The organism is Streptomyces sp. XY431 (genome assembly GCF_001279805.1).
GTDB lineage: Bacteria > Actinomycetota > Actinomycetes > Streptomycetales > Streptomycetaceae > Kitasatospora > Kitasatospora purpeofusca.
In genome coordinates, this window is sequence record NZ_LGDO01000011.1 from 14,146 (window position 1) to 34,984 (window position 20,839).

At 72.5% G+C, this 20,839-nt stretch carries 23 protein-coding genes; 15 read left to right on the plus strand and 8 right to left on the minus strand.

The genetic code is table 11. The features are described from left to right. Positions 1-18: 18 nt before the first annotated feature. The 3 genes from ADK60_RS02310 to ADK60_RS02320 form a co-directional block, all read right to left on the minus strand. Positions 19-750, minus strand: coding sequence for an SMI1/KNR4 family protein (locus tag ADK60_RS02310; RefSeq protein WP_053642762.1), 732 nt, complete (start codon positions 748-750; stop codon positions 19-21). Positions 751-1,062: 312 nt separating this feature from the next. After that, entirely contained in the window at positions 1,063-1,647 is a 585-nt protein-coding gene (locus ADK60_RS45565) for a hypothetical protein (RefSeq protein WP_199839575.1), read from the minus strand. 665 nt (positions 1,648-2,312) lie between these two features. After that, the gene (locus ADK60_RS02320; protein ID WP_053642766.1) at positions 2,313-2,771 is read right to left on the minus strand and encodes a hypothetical protein; all 459 of its coding nucleotides are present in this window, start codon (positions 2,769-2,771) and stop codon (positions 2,313-2,315) included. Positions 2,772-2,853: 82 nt separating this feature from the next. On the opposite strand from ADK60_RS02320, the gene ADK60_RS02325 reads away from it, so the two are divergent. Next, a complete protein-coding gene (locus ADK60_RS02325; protein ID WP_053642768.1) occupies positions 2,854-3,885 on the plus strand; it encodes a serine/threonine-protein kinase in 1,032 nt (343 codons plus the stop codon). 403 nt (positions 3,886-4,288) lie between these two features. On the opposite strand, the gene ADK60_RS02330 is transcribed toward ADK60_RS02325, so the two are convergent. From ADK60_RS02330 to ADK60_RS02340, 3 genes are read right to left on the minus strand one after another with little or no spacing between them, the layout of a single operon-like run. After that, entirely contained in the window at positions 4,289-4,666 is a 378-nt protein-coding gene (locus tag ADK60_RS02330) for a hypothetical protein (protein ID WP_234370904.1), read from the minus strand. Continuing rightward, positions 4,663-5,271 carry an SMI1/KNR4 family protein gene (locus tag ADK60_RS02335; protein WP_053642770.1) on the minus strand — a complete coding sequence of 203 codons (609 nt, stop codon included), beginning with the start codon at positions 5,269-5,271 and terminating at the stop codon, positions 4,663-4,665. Before ADK60_RS02335 ends, ADK60_RS02330 begins: the two co-directional genes overlap by 4 nt. A gap of 50 nt (positions 5,272-5,321) precedes the next feature. Further along, the gene (locus ADK60_RS02340) at positions 5,322-6,575 is read right to left on the minus strand and encodes an IS110 family RNA-guided transposase (RefSeq protein ID WP_053642772.1); all 1,254 of its coding nucleotides are present in this window, start codon (positions 6,573-6,575) and stop codon (positions 5,322-5,324) included. Positions 6,576-6,580: 5 nt separating this feature from the next. Here ADK60_RS02340 and ADK60_RS02345 point away from each other — a divergent pair, with 5 nt between their 5' ends. Together ADK60_RS02345 and ADK60_RS02350 are read left to right on the plus strand one after the other, a co-directional pair. Continuing rightward, the gene (locus ADK60_RS02345) at positions 6,581-6,826 is read left to right on the plus strand and encodes a hypothetical protein (RefSeq protein WP_199839578.1); all 246 of its coding nucleotides are present in this window, start codon (positions 6,581-6,583) and stop codon (positions 6,824-6,826) included. An 87-nt stretch (positions 6,827-6,913) separates the two neighbouring features. Beyond that, positions 6,914-7,639, plus strand: a complete 726-nt coding sequence (locus tag ADK60_RS02350; protein WP_286185246.1) for a DUF4158 domain-containing protein — start codon at positions 6,914-6,916, stop codon at positions 7,637-7,639. A gap of 387 nt (positions 7,640-8,026) precedes the next feature. Here the strand turns inward: ADK60_RS02350 and ADK60_RS02355 are convergent, their stop codons facing one another. Beyond that, positions 8,027-9,193 carry a hypothetical protein gene (locus ADK60_RS02355; RefSeq protein ID WP_053642776.1) on the minus strand — a complete coding sequence of 389 codons (1,167 nt, stop codon included), beginning with the start codon at positions 9,191-9,193 and terminating at the stop codon, positions 8,027-8,029. Between the two features lie 169 nt (positions 9,194-9,362). Between ADK60_RS02355 and ADK60_RS47400 the strand changes: the two genes are divergently transcribed. The 12 genes from ADK60_RS47400 (at position 9,363) to ADK60_RS02405 (ending at position 19,953) form a co-directional block, all read left to right on the plus strand. Next, entirely contained in the window at positions 9,363-9,491 is a 129-nt protein-coding gene (locus ADK60_RS47400; RefSeq protein WP_286185245.1) for a hypothetical protein, read from the plus strand. Positions 9,492-9,916: 425 nt separating this feature from the next. Beyond that, the gene (locus tag ADK60_RS02360) at positions 9,917-10,831 is read left to right on the plus strand and encodes a hypothetical protein (protein ID WP_053642779.1); all 915 of its coding nucleotides are present in this window, start codon (positions 9,917-9,919) and stop codon (positions 10,829-10,831) included. Positions 10,832-11,280: 449 nt separating this feature from the next. Further along, positions 11,281-11,508: a hypothetical protein gene (locus ADK60_RS02365; RefSeq protein WP_199839576.1), complete on the plus strand. Its 228-nt coding sequence runs from the start codon at positions 11,281-11,283 to the stop codon at positions 11,506-11,508. Next, entirely contained in the window at positions 11,498-11,758 is a 261-nt protein-coding gene (locus ADK60_RS02370) for a hypothetical protein (protein WP_053642783.1), read from the plus strand. Before ADK60_RS02365 ends, ADK60_RS02370 begins: the two co-directional genes overlap by 11 nt. 651 nt (positions 11,759-12,409) lie before the next feature. After that, the gene (locus ADK60_RS02375) at positions 12,410-13,846 is read left to right on the plus strand and encodes a helix-turn-helix domain-containing protein (RefSeq protein WP_159400267.1); all 1,437 of its coding nucleotides are present in this window, start codon (positions 12,410-12,412) and stop codon (positions 13,844-13,846) included. Positions 13,847-13,941: 95 nt separating this feature from the next. After that, the gene (locus ADK60_RS41405; protein WP_234370905.1) at positions 13,942-14,208 is read left to right on the plus strand and encodes a GntR family transcriptional regulator; all 267 of its coding nucleotides are present in this window, start codon (positions 13,942-13,944) and stop codon (positions 14,206-14,208) included. Positions 14,209-14,445: 237 nt separating this feature from the next. Continuing rightward, positions 14,446-14,763, plus strand: coding sequence for a hypothetical protein (locus ADK60_RS02380; RefSeq protein ID WP_159400268.1), 318 nt, complete (start codon positions 14,446-14,448; stop codon positions 14,761-14,763). A gap of 65 nt (positions 14,764-14,828) precedes the next feature. After that, positions 14,829-15,809, plus strand: coding sequence for a DUF4238 domain-containing protein (locus ADK60_RS02385; protein ID WP_053642789.1), 981 nt, complete (start codon positions 14,829-14,831; stop codon positions 15,807-15,809). A 321-nt stretch (positions 15,810-16,130) separates the two neighbouring features. Continuing rightward, positions 16,131-16,328 carry a hypothetical protein gene (locus ADK60_RS44420; protein ID WP_159400269.1) on the plus strand — a complete coding sequence of 66 codons (198 nt, stop codon included), beginning with the start codon at positions 16,131-16,133 and terminating at the stop codon, positions 16,326-16,328. Positions 16,329-16,430: 102 nt separating this feature from the next. Further along, the gene (locus ADK60_RS02390; protein WP_053642791.1) at positions 16,431-18,089 is read left to right on the plus strand and encodes a hypothetical protein; all 1,659 of its coding nucleotides are present in this window, start codon (positions 16,431-16,433) and stop codon (positions 18,087-18,089) included. Positions 18,090-18,256: 167 nt separating this feature from the next. Then, positions 18,257-18,529, plus strand: a complete 273-nt coding sequence (locus ADK60_RS02395) for a hypothetical protein (RefSeq protein WP_159400270.1) — start codon at positions 18,257-18,259, stop codon at positions 18,527-18,529. 797 nt (positions 18,530-19,326) lie between these two features. Then, entirely contained in the window at positions 19,327-19,953 is a 627-nt protein-coding gene (locus ADK60_RS02405) for an SMI1/KNR4 family protein (protein WP_053642797.1), read from the plus strand. 136 nt (positions 19,954-20,089) lie between these two features. On the opposite strand, the gene ADK60_RS02410 is transcribed toward ADK60_RS02405, so the two are convergent. Then, complete coding sequence (locus ADK60_RS02410) at positions 20,090-20,623, minus strand: hypothetical protein (RefSeq protein WP_053642799.1); 534 nt, start codon at positions 20,621-20,623, stop codon at positions 20,090-20,092. Between the last annotated feature and the right edge of the window lie 216 nt (positions 20,624-20,839).

Sequence of the window (20,839 nt, forward strand, 5' to 3'; positions counted from 1 at the left end):
AGAAGGTCGGAACGTGATCTACCGGTGGTCGTTCAGCCACTCGCCCGGGAGCAGGCCACGTACTACGTCGAGGGCTGCTTCGGTGCGGCCGCGGGCCAGCAGAGCCATGCCGTCGTCGTCACGCAGGAGCACGTCACGGCCGAGGAACCAACGGATGGGGTGCTCTTCCTCACCCATCGGATAGGTCGGGAACGCCAGCCGGGTGCAGTTCTGTTCCAACAGGTCGACGCCGTGGTCGTCGAAGTCGCTCAGAAAGTCGCAGAGCTCGCCGCCGGCCTGCAGGGATTCCGACAGCACGATCTCGATGAAGCACAGGGACAGCCGCTCCAGCCAGCTCTCCCAGCATTCGGCAGCCTTGTCGGCCAAGTCGGCCCTGATGAACACAGCAGGGTCGTCGTCCACCAGACTGTCGAGGAGGATCCCCCAGGAAGCAGCCCCCTGGTTCTCGTGTCGGAAGACCAGTGCTTCCCCGGCCTCGTCCACGTACAGCTCGGACGGGCCGAGCAGGACGTCATGGTTGCTGGTCAGGTCCCGACGCCGACCGAGTAGCAGATACACCTCTCGAAGCGCCAGCGGCAGTCGGACGCCGAGCCTCTCCTCCGCTGCCACGAGATCCGCCTCGCCCCAGCCGTCGTCGTCATCGAGAGGCTCCGACCAGTTCGCGACGAACCCGCGGATGAACTCCCAGGCACCCCTGCGGCCTTCAACACCCGCAGCGAGTGACCGCACCATATCGAACCCATGCGTCATGCCAGGACGATATCGGCTCCGCCAATGCGGTCCTGAGGCACCGGTACAGGGCCCTCGACACGCCGGTGCCGATGCCCTCGGAACTCAGCGACTGGTATCCACGAACCGGTCCTGCGTGGGATTGGCACCACTGCGGTGGGAGAGTGGATCGATCACGACACCCCCGGACCCGGCGCGGCGGCAGCCTGCCTGATCGAGGGCTGTGCCGGGGCAGCCCTGGCTCGATGCCCGGCAGGGGCAGGCGTCCGCGCCGGCCGGGGCACGGCCGGGTGGCCCGGCGGGTTCGGTCGGCCGCAGACGCCAGCCGGTGGCTCAGTCCGCGGTGCGGTGGCAGGACTCGAGCCGGTCGAGGGCGTCCAGTGCCCGGTCGAAGACGGCCGTGGTGGGCCACGGCGGGGTCTCGGGGCCGCGGGACCAGGTCGGCCGCACGACGGCGACCCGGTAGGGGCCCGTGCCGGGCAGGGCGTTCTCGTCGTCGAGGCGCACCAGGACGTCGTCGCAGGTCCCGCACTCCAGCCAGGGGGTGAGCGCGATGCCGTGGAGCGGGTGGCCCGGTGCGACCTCCCGGCGCAGTTCGCCCGCGAGGGCCGCGGCCCGCGGCGAGTCCTCGACCTCCCACCACCGCTCGGTGTCCGCCTGCGGGTCGGGGCACCAGCGGAGCGCCGCCCCGGCTTTGGCCGACCCGCCGAACACCTCGGCCAGGGCCAGGAGGGCTGCCCGGTCCGCACCCGCCAGCGGCGTGTGGTACTCGGAGAACTGGTCGGCGAGATCCCCGACGGCCATCCCCCACTCGCCCGCGTCCCACGTCGACAACACGCTGGCCGCCGGCACTGCCGGGTCGAGCAGACCCGTCAGGCGCAGGAACTCGGGGCGGTGGATCGTGAAGGGAGTCGTCACGGCAGCCATTGCACCAAGGAACCGCCGGCGCCACCAAGGCCTTTCGCGCGACCCGACGTCGCGACGTCGCGGGTGAGGTCCCCAGCGGGCCGGTCCGGGACAGGGCAGCCGGTCATCGACGGCCATCGCCCCCGCCGTCCGACAGCAGCGACCGACCTACGGCCGCCCTGGCAGTTCCGCGCCCGCTCCGCCGCGCCCGGCCGGACTGCGTGTCAATGCCCTGCCGCCGCACGCCGCCCGGTTTCCCGGCCCGCGCGCAAGCCCCGGCAGAAGCTCCTCCTCCGGCCCCGCCTCCCGCCGGACCGGATCCGGCGGCCGGCCGGCCACAATGCGCCCGGGAGTTCTTCGACGCTGTCACCGACCCGGTCGGCGACAGCGGCTGCCCGGCCCTGCCCCACCGCCCGCCCGCCTGCGCACCCGTGACCGCGAGGTACAGCCGGCCTGACGTACCCCGGCCCTCGAAGCCGGCCGACCTGTGACGGACTTCGGCACCGCCACCGTCCGCTCGCGTTGCTCGTCACCGGCGCGCAGTTCTCGCGCGGATTGTCATCACGGCGTCGGGGGCAGCCCGTTGCTGGCCCTGGCCCTCCGGCTGCTTCTCGTCCTGCTCCGTCCGGGCGAGCGCGGCGGCTACACCCCAGGGGTCCGCCTCCTTCCACTGGCGTTCAGCCCGTTCGTACGCCGCGCGCTGCTCGGCGGTGGAGGGGATGACGGCGACGGCTTCGGCGGGCCGACCGGCGCACCAGAATCCCGGCCAGGGATTCGGCCGCGTTGCGGTGCGGGGAGGAACACAGCACAGCGATGGCCTCCTCGGCCCGGCCGTCCGCTTCGAGGAGGTCCGCGAGGCTGCTGTCCCACAGGCCGGGTTCGTCCCTGGGCAGGGCCGTGGCGAGGGCGATGCCCTCCTGATGGCGGCCGGCCTGTCCGAGCAGCCACAGGCGCAGGTGCTGGACATCCTCGGGGTGCCCGTCCACCCACCCACCGGTGAGGTTGTCGAGCACCTCGAGCGCCCGGCCGGGACGGCCGTCGGTGACGAGCAGCTCGAGGATCCAGTGGACGACGTGACCGTTGTCGTGGTCCTCGACAGCTTCGTCTATGCGGCCCTGACGGGCCAGCAGACCCATCAGCGAGCTTCGGTCCCGCAGCCTGTGCCGGGCGCGGCCGCAGCAGGCAGCCCCCGATTCCGGTGCGGAGCGCCGTGAGCGGGTGCTGCGGGCCGCGCGGGAAGCCCGCAACGCCGCCAAGCTACGCGATCACCCGCACATCGTCGCTGTCCACGACGTGGTCGTCGAAGACGGCACTCCCTGGATCGTGATGCGCCTGGTCGAGGGACGATCCCTGGCAGAGCTCCTACGCACCGACGGACCGCTGCCCGCCCCACGCGCAGCCGAGGTCACGGCCGCACTGCTCAAGGCGCTGAAAGCCGCCCACACCGCCGGGATCGTGCACCGCGACCTCAAGCCCGCCAACGTGCTGCTCACCGACGACGGCCAGGTACTGCTCACCGACTTCGGCATCGCCGTCCACGAGACCGACACCAGACTCACCACCACCGGAGGTGTCATCGGCTCCGTCGAGTACATGGCCCCCGAACGCTTCCAGGGGGCCCAGGACCAGGCCGCCGGCGACCTGTTCTCGCTGGGGGTGACCCTGTACGAGGCAGTGGAGGGTATCTCCCCGTTCCGGCGCGAGACCCCCACGGCCACCATCGCCGCGATCGCCCTCCACGATCCGCCGCCGATGCGGCATGCCGGCCCCGTCCTCGCCTCCCTCATCACCGCGCTCCTCGCCAAGAACCCAGACGGTCGGCCGACCGTTGACAGCACCCTGGCCGTTCTGCGCGCCGGCACGCCCATGATCACGGCGGTGCCACTGATGCCGTCGCACTCACCCCGGCCATCGACCATGACCGCCGCGCCGACTGGAACGACGGCGCCGGTGACCCGGATGGCGCGTGCAGGGCGCCTGATCACGGGAAGCTGCTTCCTCGTGATCGGACTCGGCCTTGTTGCATTCGGAAGTAGCCCGATGATCGTCAGAGACGATCCAATGGCCCTCATCGGGCCCCCCATCGTCGCCGCTCTGGCCGCGGTGTTCCTCGGGCCTGCGGCGATGCTCTTCCGGTGGAAGGGGTACGGCAGGCCGCCCTTCCGGGTCATCGGTGGGGTCTTCCTCCCCGTCTTCCTCCCACTGACTTTGATCTGGGAGGCATGGAACGCAGTGGTGCTCGCCTCCTGAAGTCGCCTCACATGCCTGACTCGACGGCACGTGCTCAGCTCGACAGGCGTCCGGGCGGGGAGCCGTCGGGGGCGGTCCCGGCCAGGGCAGAGGCGATGGTCGGTCGGTTCCACCGTTCCGGTCGTTGCCAGCTGTCGCCGCCGCGCGGGGGCGGGCCGGACGGCCGCGAGGCCGCCTCCGCTTGACCCCGCCGCCGCTCGAACTTGAGGAGAATGCCGGCCAAGAACCGGTTGGAGTGCCCGCAGTTCGTGGGCCCCGCGGGTGCTGCCCGGTTCGGGCGTGACAGCCTGGTACACACCTTGATGCTCACCTTGGAAGGCTCTCCCGGACACCTTGGAGAGGCACCCGCGGCTCGCTCCGGAAACCTTGGAAGCCAGGCAAGAACCGCAGACATCGCACGGGGTTAACGCGTCAAGTTGGCGTCGTGGTCGTCGGGGTTTCCCCAGCGCTGCCAGAGGACGTGGTGCCAGTCGTCGGCGTCGGGTCCTGGTCGTGGGATGTCGGGAGTTGGACCGGGGGCGGTCTCGATCAGGTGCAGCAGGGTCCAGGCGACGCCAAAGCAGTCGTCCGGGCCGAAGCATGCGGCAAGTGCGGCTGCTTCCGTAGCTGTCACCGGTCGGGGGATGGCTTCGAGTTGGCCATGGCGACGGTCGACCGCCTCTTCGTCGTCGGTGTCCCAGTCAGGGAGCTGGCCGTCGGCGACGAACGCCTGCACTTCTGGTCTCATCCGCGAATGATCGACCGCTGTGGCTGGCTGGGGCAAGGTGGTCCGGCTGGTCATGCGGCGGTGGGTTGCCAGGTGAGATCCTGTGCGCCGTCGATTGTGGCGGAGCTGGGTTCCTGGGAGCCGCCGAGGGTTGCGTGGCTCAATAGCGCTGGCGTGCCGCCCTCCAACGCCTGGGCGATGTCCTGGAGCATCGAGGTGACGGAGGTCCACTGGGGGATGTCCAGGGTCCAGGTCTCGTGGTCCCAGAGGAGCACCGCGCCGTGGGTGTCGCCGGGTCGCATGTCGACGATCAGTCCGTCGCCGCCGGGGCTCAGCGCGATCGGCATGAACTCGCGCAGGTAGCGGGTCTCGGGCCGGCCGTTTTCGTCGAACGAGTCGCCTTCCTGCTGGGCGACCAGGAGCCAGATCGCGTGGGTCTCCAGGGCCTCGTCCAGCGAGACGGGGGCGAACGCCTCCGGAATCCAGTGGTCCGAGCTGACATTGGGCAGCAGCCACCAGGCCCGCAGGTCGGCGGGCAGGGGCTGGCCGAGGTCGGCCTCGAACGCGTCCAGGCGCGCGGCATCTGACGTCGGCCTCGCCGGGCCTCGTTGGGTGTGCGCGGTGAGCCAGGTGCCGATGCGGCTCCATGAGGTCAGGACGTCGTGATCAGCTGTTGTCATGATGGGCAGTCTGCCTCACCGGGGTGTCAACGGCCGAGGCTGTGCAGCACTCACGGGGAGCGAAGCTGCTGGTCAGGCTGCCACTGCGGTGAGGGCCTGGGTGGGGAGGCGGTGTTCTCGTCGAAGGGTTCGTGGTGCTGGAGGCAGTGGTGGAGCTGTCCGAGCAGGCGGCTGAAGAGGTGGCGTTGGGCGGCGGCGTGCCAGTATCCGTGTTCGCGGCGGGCGCGGTAGTGGGCGCCGGCGCCGGGTGAGGTGCGCAGGGAGGAGAACGCCCAGAGGTAGCCGACGTGGTTGAGGCGGTTGTTCTTGACCATGCGCCGGCCGACGTGGCTCTTCTTCCCGGAGGCGCGGGTGACGGGTGCGGCTCCGGCGTAGGCCTTGAGGCCGCGGGCGTCGGCGAAGCGGGTGTGGTCGTCACCGACCTCGGCCAGGACGCGGGCGGCGAGCTGAACACCCAGGCCGGGGAAGGACAGCAGGATCTCCGCGTCGGGGTGCTGGGGGAAGAGTTCCTCGACGGCCTGGGCGAGCTCGTCGGCGGCCTGGCAGGTGGCGTCGAGCTGGTGCAGGAGGGCGAGCGTCTGCTTGCCGAGGGCGTCCTCGACGAGCTGGGGATGGTGGGCGTACGTGCTGCGGAAGACCTCGCGCAGGCGGTCGGTCTCGGTGTCGAGCTTGCGGCTGCGGCCGGCCCGCTTGAGGGCGGCGGCGATCTGGAAGCGGGTCAGACGCGCGGCTCGGGCCGGGGTGGGTGCCAGACGCAGGAGCTCGCGGGCCTCGGGTCGGCAGAGGCCGTTCTGCCAGGGTGCGAAGGCGTCGAGGGCGGCGGGATAGTACTCGCGGAGCAGAGAGCGGAGCTGGTTGGAGAGCTGCTGGCGGTTCCACGTGGCGTCCTGCTGGGCCCGGGCCAGCACGGCGATGGCGCGGGCGAGCTCGGTGTCGGCGGGCATGGGGTGGTGCATCGGCATGTCGGTGCGCAGGATGTTTGCCAGGACCAGGGCGTCGCCGGGGTCGGACTTCTTGCGGCTGACGCCGTGGCGGTCGCGGTAGCGGGCGGCGGCCATCGGGTTGATCGCGAACACCTTGCGTCGCTCGCTGGCGCGCAGGACGGCGACCAGCAGGCCGCGGCCGGTCTCGATGGCGACCGGGATCGGGCTCTCGGCGGTGTCGCCGTGCTCGGCCAGGAGGTCGAGCAGGAGCTGATAACCGGTCGCGTCGTCGGTGATGCGGCGCTTGGCCAGCAGCTGGCCGTCATCGTCGACGAGGGCGACGTCGCGGGTCCGTTCGGCCCAGTCGATCCCGCAGTAGATCGTCCTTGTTCGAGGGGCTGATCGCCAAAGGCGCCTGCCGGTTGGAGCTGGACCACTATCTGGAGGCCCTCGTCCGCAAGCCGGGCGCCTTCCCCGGCGCGACCGCGCTCGACCAGGCCCGCTCCGCCGGCAAGTTCACCCCGGTCCACGACGCCTGGTGGACCGCGGCGGCCCGGGCCCACGGCGACGCGGAGGGCACCCGGGCGCTGATCGGCCCCGGCGTCCTAGCTCAGACACTGGCCGCAAAGTAGGTCGCGGGCAGCCGGGCGAACCCCCCGTTTCCCTGTCCTGAGCGCCGTCGTTGGTCTGATCGAGTGATCGAGGCCAAAGGGGCGGCCGTGCGGCAAGAGTGGTCGCCAGAAGAGTTGTTGGCGAACTGGACGCTGGTAGACGGCGACTGGGACCTGGTGGCGAACAAGAGCGGGGCGACCCGGCTCGGCTTCAGCCTGTTGCTGAAGTACTTCGAGCTGGAAGGCCGGTTCCCCGATGTGCTGGAAGAGGTCCCGCCAGCCGCAGTGGAGTACGTCGCCGATCTGGTGAAGGTCGAGGCCACCGGCTTCGCGAAGTACACGCTGGTCGGCCGGACCGCCGAGTACCACCGCAAGCAGATCCGCGAGGCCCTGGGGTTCCGGCCGTCGACGGTCGCGGACGAGAAGGCGCTGGCGGAATGGCTGACCGTGGAGGTCTGTCCGGTCGAGCTGGCGGAGGACCGACAGCGCGAGGCCCTGCTGGCCGAGTGCCGGGCCCGTAAGATCGAGCCACCGGGCCGGACCCGGGTCGAGAAGCTCCTCGTCGCGGCGCGGGGCAAGTGGGAGAAGACGTTCTGCGCCCGCACGATCGGCCGCCTGGGCGAGGCGGGCACGGCTCGGCTGCTGCCCCTGGTGGCCGAGGGCAGCGAGTCGGGTCCCGCCCTGCTGGCCGCGCTCAAGCGCGACCCTGGCTCGGTGGGCCTGGACTCCCTGCTCACGGAGATCACCAAGCTCAACGACGTGCGCAAGCTCGGGCTGCCCGATGGGCTGTTCGCGGAGTCGAAGGCACGTCGCATTGTGCCCGAGCTGTGCTGATGATCCTGCGCCACGACCTCGTCATGCGCCGACCCGAGGTGGGGCAAGGAACTGCGTGCGGGCCGGGCCCGGACAGGGCCGCCTCGGTAGGGCGAGCCCCCCCGAGCGGTCGACAACCCGCCTCAGCGGGCGTTCGCACAGCTGGCGCGGGTGGTTGGTCGGCTCTCGGGTTCCCGGTGCGAGGGCGGACGGCACACCGTCATGGGTTGTTGCGCCACATCCCGAGGAGCGGCGGGGCGCCGCCGACGTCTCCAGGAGTGTTCGGGGCCGGCCCGTGCGTCAATTTGCTGCGTCGACCGTTGTAGGTCTGCGGGGCCGGGCGGGCGGGTTCCCAACCCGTGCGCGGCGCCGTGCGGGCCGGGGACACGGGTAGCGGGGTGGTTGGCGTCAGGGTGCGTTGCTTGCGAACGGTTGTGCCTGTTCGATCAGCAGGGCGAGGTCCTGGAGTGTGGGGCGCGGGCCCAGGGCGAGGGGCAGGTACGAGGCCAGTGTGTCCAAGGCGTCGCGCAGTTGTGCCAGCGCGCTCCCGTGAGCCGTCCGTTGCTTCATCGCGTGGATCCGCTCGGCCGCGTCCCCGGCATCCCGCCTGTCGCGGGGTGCTTCGAGGTGGTCGAGGGGGGCCCACCGTTCTGCGGCCAGTCGGGCTGCCCGGACGACCGCGTCGGCCGGCGCCTGTGTCCTCGCGGGTGTCGCTGCGGTGGTGGGCTGGCCCATTTCCCACAGCAGCGCTTGCCGGCTCAGCGTGTTGACCAGTAGGCGGTACCGGGCATCGAGGCGGCCGCGGATGTCCGCGAGGACCGGGAGATCGGCCTGGCGGTCGGGGTCGTAGTCGCTCAGGTCGATCCAGGGCCGCCCGGGGTCGGGCCCGTACATCCGATCGCCGATGAACTCCTGCAGCCGGGCCATCACCTCGAGCAGCGCGGTGTGCGTCTCGTGCAGGTCGGGGTCGACGAAGTCGACGACGTCGCCCTGCACCCGCTCGCAGGCCCACCGGTAGGCCTCGATGACGGTGACGTGGATCGGAAACGACTCCGGGTCGCGCAGCACGCCCAGCCACTGGGCCCGGTGGGGGAGCGCGGCCAGGACGCGGCCGGCCTTGGCGGCGTCGCCCATCACCGCGGCGGCCGGTTCGGCGGGCGCGGTGCCGGCACCCGGGTGCCCGGCTCCGGCCGTGCGGGGACCTCCGCTCGCGCCCCTCGCGGGCCCGCCCGCGTTCCGGCCGGCGGCGCGTTCGCGCCGTCCCGCTCCCATGGTCGGGCGCCGCTCACGTGCCGCCGCGCGCCGCAGTTCCTCCCACTCCTGCGCACTCCTGCGCGGGCGGTCCGGATCGCGCCGTGCCGCCGCGCTCTCCAGCACGTGCACGAGGGCGGCGAACACGACCGGCCCGGAGGGGACGGAGGCTGCGTTGAACCACTCGCTCAGGGAGCCCTTCGTGAACCTTGCCGGGGACTGGAGCCGCTCGCCGATCCCGATGATGTCGTTCAACGAGAGCCCCGAGGCCGCCTTCAACGCCTCCAGTTCCCGCGCGAAGCCCTCCGCCGCGCTCTCCACCACCGCACCGCCCCCTCGTCCGGACCGAACCCCCGCCGAACCCTAGCCGAACCCCCTGCGACCAGGCCGTCCGTTCCCGGAACCCTCCTCCCGCTCGCCGGACCCCTCCCCGAACCACTTCCGTGTCCCCCGACCGCCCGGTGAAGCGCCGGGCCGAACCGAGGAGCCACCGATGCCCGACCACCCCACCACCCGCCCCGCCCTGCGCGACATCACCCGCCACCCGGTGGCCAGGGCCGCGCTGCGCCTGCTGCTCACCGAAGCGCTGCGCGCCCTCGTCACCTTCCTGCTCAGCCCCTGAGCCCGAACCGACCGGCCCCGGAACCGGAGGGCCGGCGCCGGTCCACCTGCCGGCGGTGCCGCGGTGTGCGGGCAGCGGCAGCTCGGGCGACGAGCCGTCGTGACCGGCCGACGACGAGTGCCACGACGCCGCCCGCCGGCACGCCGTGTGCCGGCAGGCGGCCCTCACGGATGCCCTGCGTACGGACCTGAACCACCCCCGAGGCAGCGGCCCAGCCGGGCGTGGCGCCTTGCCCCGCGCCCGGCTGACCACCACCATGTAGATCGGGCCCCCGTGGGTGCCCGGCCGCGCCGCGGGAGGGCCCCTCCTTGATCCCGCCGCACAGGACCGGCCAGAAACCCCACACGTCCACCCGCCCGTCCAGGTCCCGTCACGACCGTCGCCACAACCAAGGGGCCGGCACCGGCGCGGAAAGACCCGGCACGATGATCCACCCCGCCCTCCTGGACGCCACCCGACAGCGCCGCGCCTGCACCGGCGAATCCCATCAGGCCCTCACCGCCCTCCACCGGGCCGGCATCGACATCCGCACCATCGCGGCCGCCGAACCCGAGCAGGCCGACCTGGAAGCGGCCGTCACCGTCCCGGTCTGCCGCATCGGCATCCAGGCCGCCCACCCGCTCGGCATCATCTCCGTCCACCCCGAACCGCACCGGTTGACCCTGCGCCTGACACCCCGGCCCTACGTGGTACGCCTATGGGCCGAAGCCCTCCTGCCCACCCGCGCCTGGGACGCCCACACCCGCACCGACCCCCGCGACCGCGTCAGCGGCGTGTACGGCCTGCGCTGGCACACCACGGCCTCCGCCGTCCACCTCCACCGCCCCCACACCCCCGGCCTGCTGCGCCTGCGCGGCTTCCCCGTCCGCTGGTGGCCCCGCGCCGCCGCCGCGGTCGCCTCCTCCCGCGGCTCCCTCATCACCGTCCCCGGCTGGACAGCCGACGAGGACGCCGCCGAAGCCGGCACCCGCGGCACCGCCCTGCGGCCCACCAATCTCCTGTCCCCGCTGCTGCGCCGTATCAGGGCCACCTCCGGCACGGGAGCGGTCCAGGCCACCGATGCGTGGGCGGCCTTCGGGGGCCTACGGCTCGAGACGATGGACGGGCCACCGTGCGCACAAATGGCCCGCCTGCTGGGGCCGGGGCCGTGCGGGCTGGGGTGGACGGTCGGGTCGGCCCGGTGCGCCTGCGACGCACCAGGTGGCCGGGACGGATGCGTGATGACCCTCCACACCTCCGACGGGCAGCAGACCGTCAGCTACAACGGCCAGCGCTCCCCGCGCACCCCGGCCGACCTCGCCGCGTTGGCCGCCGAGGGCGACCGCCGGGCCTTCGCCTGACCACCGCCCTCATGACGACCAACGATCCCATCAAATATTTATCAAGAATCCCGAGAGACAAGTTTCTGCACGGCAATAAAGAGACCGAACACGGGAAATTGCGGCTTGCTGAAACTCAAATTAGCCGACGCCGTCCGTGGAACGGGGAAAGGGCCGCTGTGGTCGAACCCGCGGAAAACGGAGCCCGTCCGCTCCCGTCACGGCGGTCCCCGGTCCGCCGGAAACCGGACCCCGGCGGCCAGCACGACACCCATGTGCGGCCAGGGACCGCCGGACGCTTCGGGGCTGCCGCGGTGCACACCGCCGGACGCCGACCGCGCCGCCCCACCGTGTACGCAGGCGCGCGCATGGGCGGGACTTCGCCCGAGTACGGTTCCCTTTCCCCCAATGGTGGATACCGTGGGTGCAATACCCCGGCACAGTCCACCGGGGGCTGGATGGAGAGCGTGATGACGTCGAACCAGAGCGGCCGTACGCCGCTCGATGGCGGGTCGGCCGACTCGCTGCGCGCCCTGGCCGAGGAGGAGCGTGGCAGGGCCGAGCAGTTGGCCGCGTTCCTGGAGGACGTCGCCGAGCACGGCCTGCCCGACCCCGAGCAGTGCGTGGCGTGGGAGGAGTTGCGCGAACGGCGCCTCGCGGAGCTGGAGACCGGGCAGACTGGACAGCGTGTCGCCTGAACCCCCGCTCCCGCGCCGTGCCGAGGTCGCTTTCTCCGACCTCGCGGCCCGCCAGGTCGAGAAGCTGACCGCACCCCAGGTCCACCGCCTCGACCGCGCCCTGGTCGCCATCTCGGCGCGCCCCGACATCGGCCACCCGCTGCCGGGCGGGCAACTGCGCGACTACCGCGACGACATCGACCGCGTGCGCGTCATCTACCACGTCACCCTCCGCCGCACCATCGTGATCGTCGGCTACGTCGAGGTGTAAGGGCACGGTCCCCGGCCGGGGGCAGCGGCCCGGGCACCGCCCCCGAGCCTCACCACCGACGGCCGACGCGATGAGCCCGCCAGCACTTCTCGGACGTCGGACCGGCGGACAGAACCCCTGGAAGAAGCCAGGACGACCGAGATCGTCATCGGCACGACAACGGACGGAGCACCCGTCACGGCCACGTTCGCGCCCTCGCTCCGGTCGATCCGGACCCAGGACGCTCCCGACGACCCGCCGCGCCGTCGGGCCGGCCACGGGAAGGTGATCGGCGAAATGCCGCTCCTCGGTGTCTTCGACCGGGTCGAACCGTCCGATCGCCGCTGAGAAGCCGCCCGTCCGGGACAGCGCGGCCCGGCCGGACACGCTCGACGTCCACAGCGACGAACGCCAGGCTTGCCCACCCTTCCCTCCTCGCCCGCACCGATCCGCCTGCCGCCTGGCTGCGCCCGGAGTCGTACGCGCCCCGGCCCGGCGCCGAGTTCCGATGCGCGCGCGGCAGCGGACCTGCGCCCGGCCGGCCCGGGCGTCACCGTGCCCCGCTCTGGTGAGCAATCGTCAAGGTCACGCCAGAGCAGACGGGTTACGCTTCTCCCAAAGAGTGGATTTGCTGTAGTCCAATTTGGCATATCAGCTGTTGGGGGCATGGCCATGGCACGTAACCCGAATCCGGCGGCCGCGATCGAGGCAGCCTGGCTGATCACCCGGGCCAGGCAGAGCAGCCCGAACCTGAGCCAGAGCGCCCTGGCCGAACAACTCGGCATCACCCAGGCCGCTCTCAGCAAGTACGAGACCGGCCAGCGCGAGCCCTCCACCGCCGACCTGCAGCGCATCATCGGTCACACCGACTACCGCCTTGAGCTCTCCCTGCGCCACGAACCGCGCACCCCAGGCATCGCGGAGCGCCTCACCCTCCCCAACCCCACCCCGTTCGCCGTCTCCAGCCTCCACCTGGCCCGGCGCCTGCCCACGCAACTCTCCCCCCGCACCGGCCAACTGCCCGCCTCACCCCAGGACGGCCCCCGACTGGAGGAAGCACTCCTGCACCTCTACAACATCCGCCACCTTCTCAAGGACGCGCTGCGCCCGGAGCAACGGCTGCAGCGGACCTACGAGCAGTTCCACCACGAACGCGACCGCGACCTCATCCACCTGGTGCTCCCGGTCGGCGCCGGCGCCTCCCAGGCATTGACGGTCCTCGCCCGCGCGATCGACCAGGGCACGACCCGCCGCCCGGCCGCCGGACGGCGCGCGGCCAAGACCGACCCCGGCCGCCCCCGCATCTCCCGGCTGGTATGGGCGCACATCGTCTGCTGCCTGCGCGCCGAGGAAGCCCTCTGCCGCGACCGAGCCGCCCTCCTCCACGAGGCCCAGACGGCCGCCCGCCAGCGACGCCGCGCCCACGACCGGGCCGAGGAGCTCGCACGTCTCGCCGCTGCCGGCCACCCATCAGCGATCGCCGAAACGAACCGGGCAGCAGCAAACCTCGAGCAGGCCCGCCGCCGCAGCGCCGCCCTCACCCGCCACACGGGACCCGACGACGTCGGCACCGCCGGCGAGCGCTACCTCGCCGCCGAACTCACCGAACTCGCCGACCGCGCCCGCACCCTGTACGAGGAACTGGCCCTCGAACCCGCCTTCCACACCTGGCGGGCCGAGCACGCCGCCGCTGACCCGCTCTACGACGCCTGGCTCGACGGACCGCTGCGCACCCGTCTTGAGCCGCCCGTGCTCTACCCGGACAAGCACGCCTTCTACAAGGACCACGGGCCGCTCGCCACCCTGTGGCGGGAGGCACTCGACCGGCAGGAGGGCGGTGCGGCCCCTTTCGGCAGCGACGAGCGCCATGTCTTCGACCAGTTCGAACGTCGCTGGCAGGTCACCATCGCCGCGCCCACCACGGGCGACCCTCGCGCCTGGCCGAAGCCCGAGGCCGTGGTGGTGGCCACCCGTCAGCCTGACTGGCCGCTCGGCGAGCCGCTCACCCCCGTTTACGTGCTGGCCGACGACGTGAACGCCGATTGGGCGGCCGAGGTGATCGCTGCGATGCCCGCATCCCTCGCGGAGGTCGCCGCAGGCCTGTGCTGACCGGAGCACCAGGACGAGGTCAAGCCTCAAGCCCCGGGCCCCTGCCTCGCCGTCCCGAGCGCCGCCATCGTGCTTCCCGGCCCCGGCGGGTGCCGGTGAGCGCCGGGTACGTCGAGATCGCGGCGCGCTACCGCGCGCAGATCACCGAAGGCCGGTTGCGGCCCGGCGATCGCCTGCCGACCCTGCGCGCGGTGATGCGGGAGTACGGGGTGGCCCAGCAGACCGCCTCCCGGGCCTACTCGCCATCGCGAAGGCCCGCCTCCTGGGCACTACCGGGCAACCACCCGCCGCACCCTGAGCCACTACCGACCCGCCCGGGCCGCGGATACCGAACTGCCCCCTGGCCCTGGCCCTGGTCATAGGTCGTGCGGTCGGTTCGCCACGACTTCGGGAGGCGCCTGCCGATCGTCTGGGCGGGTGTTCACGAGAACGGGAGACGTCGGCGGGTTCGGCGCGGCATAGTGCGGGGGTGACCGCGACCCCCGACCACCTGGTCCCGCTGGCCGGCCGCCGTCGCGCGCGAACGCGAGCACGGCCGCCGGACGTTCGCCGCACGGGCGGCGGTCGCGCGAGCGCAGGAGCTCGTGGAGGAGCCCGGGGTGCCCGGGCCGGTGCCGCTGCCGATGGCGGAGCAGGGCGCGGCCCTCGACCTCGCGGGCGCCGGTGACGAGGTCGCCGAGCTGTGGCGCGAGGACCCCGCACAGGCCCTCGCCCTGGCGCGCGAGTTGGCAGCCGGCGGGGAGTTCACCGCGGCCGAGGTCCTGGACACGGCGGTCGACACGGCCATTGGGGCCGGGCTGCTGGCACTGGCCGACGCCCGCAGCGCGTCCGACCCGGGCCTGATGGCCGAGCAGTGCCTGCAGGCGGTCCCGTACCTGGTGCTCGCGGTGGCCCTGGCGTCCGCCGACCCGCACTGACCCCGAGCCAGCCCCGGCACGGGACGGGACGGCTGGCTGTCGGACGCTGCTGGAAGACTTCTGGGATGCAGCAGAGTTCACCCGACGCGCAGGCCCAGGCGAGGCGGCAGCGCGACCGTATTGAGGAGCTCCGGGCCGAGACCGATAGGCCGGTCGTGCGCCAGCACGTTGTTTCGGAGGTGCTGCTCAAGCGCTTCGCGGTTCCCCATGGCAGTCAGGGCCATGTGCTGCACCCGTTCGACCTCGAGCACCCCGAACGGGACCCCAAACGCACGGGGCTTCGCGGGTGCGGGCGGGTGGACGACTTCGTGCCGTTCGCCTCCGCCTCGCTGGAGAAGCTCTGGCACCAGGTGGAGAACCGTCTGCCCGCCGCCGCGCATGCGGCGGAGCGCGGGGACGTCTTCGACCACGACCAGCACGTCCTGGTGCTGAAGGATTTTATCGCCCTGCACCTGGTCCGCTCCCTGCGTTACCGGGCGTTGCACGAGCGGATCCTCAGGGAGAGCATCGCGCGGCTGAGGCTGAAGCTCGTCACCGACTGGACGCAGGAACTGCGTGCGCAGATGCTGCGCCGGACGGGCCTGCACGCGGCCGGCCCCGGAGGGCTGTTGGCGACGGCGGACGACCTCATCGAGGCCCATCTGGACATCTACCGCAACGGAGCCGACCTGCGGATTCGCATCGAGGACATGTTCGAGAAGGCGAAGACGGTCATCCGGGCCGCGCGGCTGCAGGTCGCGATGCCGGAGGCGGGCGAGTTCATCCTCGGCGACGTCCCGGCCATGACCATCCGCCAGGACCGGGGGAGGATGACCTTCGGCATGGCGCTCGGGGACTCCACCGCGGTCGTCCTGCCCCTGGGACCGCGGCTGCTGCTTGTCGGCCGCTCACCGCGTGACGAGGCCCTCACGCTCGACGCCCCGACGGTGCAGGCCCTCAACGGGCTGCAGATCGAGGCCGCCCACCGCTACATCTACCTGCGGCCCCGCAGCGGAACGGAGCGCTTCGTGCGGGACTACCTGGCCGCGGGCGGTCGCCAGCGCTGACCGGTCGGTCCGGCCGCCCAATCGCGTCCAATGCTGCGCGCGCCGTGCCCTGCGCACCACCGCCCGGCTCTGCCTGGCCGGCTGCTGCGCATGCGACCGGCACTCCGTGCACCCCCCCGCGACGCCTTCTCTCCGGGGCGCCGGGGCGGGGACGGGCCGGATCCTCTCGATCGACACCGGCTCCCTGCCGCCGACGCCTGGCCGGGTGCGACGGGCGTGGGCGCGAGCCGCGTCGAACTGCTGCCCGTGCGGTGCGACGGCCTGCCCCTGGGCGTCGTGTCAGGGCACCCCGGACCGGGCCTCCGCACCGCGGGCACGGCTGTGCCTCCACCTCACGGCGGCCGACCGGCGGTGTGGGCCGCCGCTCGACGGGGGCGCCGCGCTCGTGCCAGGTCTTCGGCCCGCTCGCTCTACCAGGCCGGCCGCTACGAGGACCTGCTGGCCCTGTACGAGAGCAGCCACCCCCAGACACACCTGTTGCGGGTCCGTTCCAACTTCCTGCAGACCGAGGAGCGGTAGCCGCGCCGCCTCCCCGCCAGCCCGGACCGGAAGGGCCCGGAGGGTGCGGCAACATCCGGGGAACTGCCGGCACGTCAGGTATGCGGCGCCGAAACTGGCCGGGTGCCTGACCACGTCGAGACCAACGTCCGGCTACCCATCTGCGCGCTGGCGGCCCTGGCCGCCGTCCGGGAGCGGTGGGGTACCTCCCGTGACGAGACTGTTCGCCGGCTCCTCGCGGAGCACGTCGGGGCTCAGGAGGCGCAGCCCGACCCGGAAGCCCGGCTGACCCACATCTCCACCGTGCTGTGCTACCCGGCGCCGCCGCGCCGGTACGGCGAACAGAGGCAGGACACCCCGCTGCGGATCCGCGCTCCCGCCGAACTGCTGCGGCGGGCCCGCGCGGTGTCGTTGACCCTGCCCGGCCAGTACCCGCGCGCCCGCCGCGACTACCAGGCCCGCACGCTCACCGACGCCGTCGTCACCGCCATCTGGCGCGCCGAGCACTTCACCGACGACTTCCTGGACGGCCTGCTCCCGGTGCTACGCCACCAGTCGGCGCTGGCACTGTGGCAGCTGACCACGGCCGTTACCAGCACCGGCCCGGAGAAGGCCCTGCTGCTGGCCGCCGAGACTGCCAAGGCCCGCATGCGGAACCGGACCGTGGTGCCGGCCGACGAGGCTGCCGAGGCACGCCAGCTCGGGCGGACGGCGGACATACTGCAGGAGGAGACGGCCTGGCATGCCCCGGCCCGCTTCCAAGCCGCCGCCAACCTCGCCCGCCACTGGCTCACCGGCCCCGGCGCCGAGGCCTTCGAACAGCAGCTCTACGACCAGCGCGACCTGGGCAATCCGCTCTATCTCGCGCAGATCCGGACGGCCGTCCGCCCGCCCCACGCGTGGGGCGCCTCGTCGTCCTACGACTGGACGGGGCGCGGCGGCACCGCGGTGTGGCGGGCCCACCGCCGGGTGGAAGTGCAGGACTTCGAGGACTGGCTAACCCGCCGCTTGGAACGGGACGACACCGACCGGGTCACGGCCCGGCCGGGATGCCTGATCCGCACCCCCGCCGCCTGGCGTGCCCGCACGGTGCGGGGGCCGCTGCCGGAGCCGTTCGCCGACTGGGCCGCCACCGGCCAGCTGCTCACCTTCCCCTACCAGGAGGAGGGCCGCCAGGGCGTGTGGCCGCTGCTGCGCCCCCTGGGCCGACCCGGCAGCTGGGCTCCGGTGCCCGGGATCGAGCCGGTGCTGGCCGCGGCCGCCACCGTGCCACCCGAAAGGATCACCAGCTTCATCGAGGCGCAGCTCGTCGAGTGGAACCACACCTCCGAGAAGGAGCCCGCGCTGCACATCGCCCTGGACCTGCCCGCAGCCCAGGCCCGAGCCTTCGGCTTCATCACCGCCGACGAGCAGCACCGGATCTCGGCGGCGGCCGACGCAGCGACCTGGCGGAAGATGAACGCCCTCATCGACGACCACCGGGACAAACTCGAGGAACCGAAACTCCAGCAGCTGCTCAAGGCCCGGGACAAGCCGCACAGGTTCCGCCGCTGCGCCCTTGAGGTGGGGCTGAAGGGCAAGGACGTGTCGCGGTTCACGGTGACGCCGGCCACCTGGCGCTGGCCCGGCGGGTCGGTGGCCGCCGAACTCCTCGCAGGCGCCCCCGCAGACCGGCTCCGGTGGCTCGCTGCCGCGGCCCACCGGAGCAGCGGCCTGCTGCTGGAGCGTGCGATGCAGGAAGCCTGGCACCAGGCCTTCGACCGGTACGGACGCCGCATGTGACACCCACCGATATATGCAGCGCCTCAGATCAAATTCTCCTGCTGAAAAGTGGTCACGGATCCGAGCAGGAAGTTCGGACCGACGCCACCTGCGCACCCCCGGGTGCGCCCATCGGAGGGGAATCCCGCATGCAACACCGACCGCTGATCGCGTCCATCACTGCCGGAATGAGCAGCACCGCGCTGATCCTGGCCGACGCGCCGTGCTGGCTGACCGGCGGAGCCATGGGCTGCCTCGCCCTCGGCCTGCTGGTCGTCGCTCTCCAGTCGGTCTTCCCGCAGGAATCCGCGCACCGGCTGGCCTGGTGGCGTGCCCTCTGGCGCCACCGACAGCTCGCCCGGACCACCCGACCGCACACCGAGCGTCACACCCAGGAGAATCTGACGACGACGGCCGAGCCAGCCGACGACACACCGGCCCACGCCCACCACGACCGCTGAGACCCGAAACCCATGAAGCCCAGCAGCCGGCCGAGAGCGGCCGGCTGCGTCCGGGCACTGCTGCTCGGTGGCCAGCAGAACGAACGGCCAGCAGCCGAGGACGGCGGATCCCCGGGTGAGTCCGGCCTTCCGGGCGTGGTTCATTCTTGGCCTACGGTGCGAGGGCCGGCGGTGGGGCGGGAGACCTGCAGCGGCGCTGCGCCCCGGCCCCGGCCGCCCGGCCACGCGCCGGGGGCCCACCCGGTACGGGCCCCTACCGGCACAGACGACGCATCAGGCTCTCGTACCGATCAGGTTCTCGTCCCGGCATCCCGCAGGCTGTGGGTGGTGCGTACCGGGGTGGTGAGCAGGAGCAGTCGGCCCGCGGCCGCAGCGGGCCGCAAGTCGAGGACACCGGTGAACGGGCCGGTCACCAGCAACAGGACCTCGCGGGCGCGTAGCGCCCGCCACCACTCGCGCCCGGCGTGACCGGCCGGTCGAACCACACCCGGCCGTCCGGACCGCGCACCGTCAGACCCGGCGCACCCGCGAGCGCCGACCAGCCCGCGGCCGGAAGCCGCTCCAGGACACCCGGGTCCCGGGCCCCCCCCTCCTCCACCAGCACCGGCCGCGCCTTCGCGGCAGGAACCATCAGCACCGGACGCCGGTCCGCCGTCAACTCCGGCCACGCCCCGCACCCGGACCCCGCACTGGCAACGATCTCCACGCAACGCCCCTGCCCCGTTCCACACCCCGGCACACGCACCCCCGATGCCGGGTTCGCCGCCCCTGTCAGCGCACGGTCCTACAGTCGCGGCATGACTGATACCGATGCCCTTGCTCTTGTCTCGGCCTGGCGGGGTTTCAGCGCCCGGCTGGCCGATCGCTCTCCGGCGGACCACGCAGCCCTGCGGCCGGCGGCCGACGCCGGGCAGATTGCGGGCCTGGAGGACGGACTGGGTTTCCCTCTGCACCCCCAGCTGCGCGCCCTGCTCGAACTGCACGACGGCGTCGCGCCGCGACCCGCCGGGGACACCCTCCACTCGGGGTCCTTCCTGCCACTGGGGCACCGGCTGCTGCCCGCGGAGCAGATGCTCACGCGCCACCGAAGGTACGTCGAGATGTTCCCGGCGGACGTCTGGGATCCCGAGGGCCGGGGCGCCCTGGTCGGCCACGCCCGCTGGTGGGTGCCCATCGCCCTTCCCCTCGACGGGGGCGTGCTCTTCGTGGACCACCTCCCGGGACCCACGTACGGGCACGTGTACGAGATGGGTATCGGCTCGGGCGACACCGAGGGCGGTCTGTGGGCCACCAGCCTGGCGGACATGTTCACCGCCCTGACCGACAGCCTGACCACCGGGCGGCCCGCGATCCGCCACTTCGTCCCCGACACCTACCGACACGCCTCCGGAGAACATCGCATCGACTGGCGCGTGGAGCGGTAACCCTCCTCCGAAGCGAAGCGCCCCAGCCCGCTCACGGGGCCGTGCCGCAGCCGAGCAAGGCAGGCGCGATGCAGTACACCGCCGGAGTGCTCGCGGGCGGGGCCTGCACGGCCCGGGACGACCAGGCACCCGGTGCTCACTGCCCGGGCCCGTGCCGCGGCACGCCGGCGACGGACAGGGCCGCCGCCTCCGGCAGGCCCTGACACAGGGCGTCGTCGTTCACCAGCGACCAGGGCCGCTGCGGATCGGTGGTGAGGACGGCATGGGTACCGCGGCGGGCCTGCTCGGCACGCCGGTACTCGTCCGCCAGCGCGATCCCGAAGTACAGCACCGCGGTCCCGTCGGGCAGCGACGGGTCCGCGACCGCTCCCTCGCGCAGGCACCATGCGTGTTCGAACACCGGCCACTGCGTCAGATCCGGGACCAGCACGAATCCCTCGACATACACCGCGCCGGTGCTCTCGGCGTAGTCGGTGGCGGCAGCGAAGCACCGGCCCGACGCCCACTGCTCCCGGTCCCTGGGCCACGGGGTCGGCGCCATCAGCGTGCCGAGCTCGCGCACCGCCTGCGCGAACGACCGGAACCGCCAGCCGTCCTCCCCAACCCGCAGCTTCGCGTAAGCGTCCACCCACTGGCGCAGGGTGGCCTCGGCCTCCGCTTCGTATCCCATCTGTGTGCCCTCCCCGGCATGTACTACTCGTCGTCGCCCGACCCTCTCCGGCCGACCCGCCCACCATGGCAGCCACCGGCCGCCGTTCAAGCCCCCGCATGGCCCATCAGACCACCACCGCAGCCCAAGGCAGGCCGAGCCCCGCCAGCTCGGCGAGCTGCGCCTCATCGAGGCGGTCCCGACGGCTCTTGGTGTTGGACAGCCACACCCCGAGCT

Bases quoted from the DNA above. Each gene is read 5' to 3' on its own strand.
- ADK60_RS02395 (WP_159400270.1), top strand. From the start codon at position 18,257: ATGAGCAGCACCGCGCTGATCCTGGCCGACGCGCCGTGCTGGCTGACC.
- ADK60_RS02360 (WP_053642779.1), top strand. From the start codon at position 9,917: ATGATCCACCCCGCCCTCCTGGACGCCACCCGACAGCGCCGCGCCTGC.
- ADK60_RS02365 (WP_199839576.1), top strand. From the start codon at position 11,281: ATGACGTCGAACCAGAGCGGCCGTACGCCGCTCGATGGCGGGTCGGCC.
- ADK60_RS02385 (WP_053642789.1), top strand. From the start codon at position 14,829: ATGCAGCAGAGTTCACCCGACGCGCAGGCCCAGGCGAGGCGGCAGCGC.
- ADK60_RS02335 (WP_053642770.1), bottom strand. From the start codon at position 5,271: ATGACAACAGCTGATCACGACGTCCTGACCTCATGGAGCCGCATCGGC.
- ADK60_RS02310 (WP_053642762.1), bottom strand. From the start codon at position 750: ATGACGCATGGGTTCGATATGGTGCGGTCACTCGCTGCGGGTGTTGAA.
- ADK60_RS02375 (WP_159400267.1), top strand. From the start codon at position 12,410: ATGGCACGTAACCCGAATCCGGCGGCCGCGATCGAGGCAGCCTGGCTG.
- ADK60_RS02405 (WP_053642797.1), top strand. From the start codon at position 19,327: ATGACTGATACCGATGCCCTTGCTCTTGTCTCGGCCTGGCGGGGTTTC.
- ADK60_RS02320 (WP_053642766.1), bottom strand. From the start codon at position 2,771: ATGGGTCTGCTGGCCCGTCAGGGCCGCATAGACGAAGCTGTCGAGGAC.
- ADK60_RS02410 (WP_053642799.1), bottom strand. From the start codon at position 20,623: ATGGGATACGAAGCGGAGGCCGAGGCCACCCTGCGCCAGTGGGTGGAC.
- ADK60_RS02330 (WP_234370904.1), bottom strand. From the start codon at position 4,666: ATGACCAGCCGGACCACCTTGCCCCAGCCAGCCACAGCGGTCGATCAT.
- ADK60_RS47400 (WP_286185245.1), top strand. From the start codon at position 9,363: ATGCCCGACCACCCCACCACCCGCCCCGCCCTGCGCGACATCACCCGC.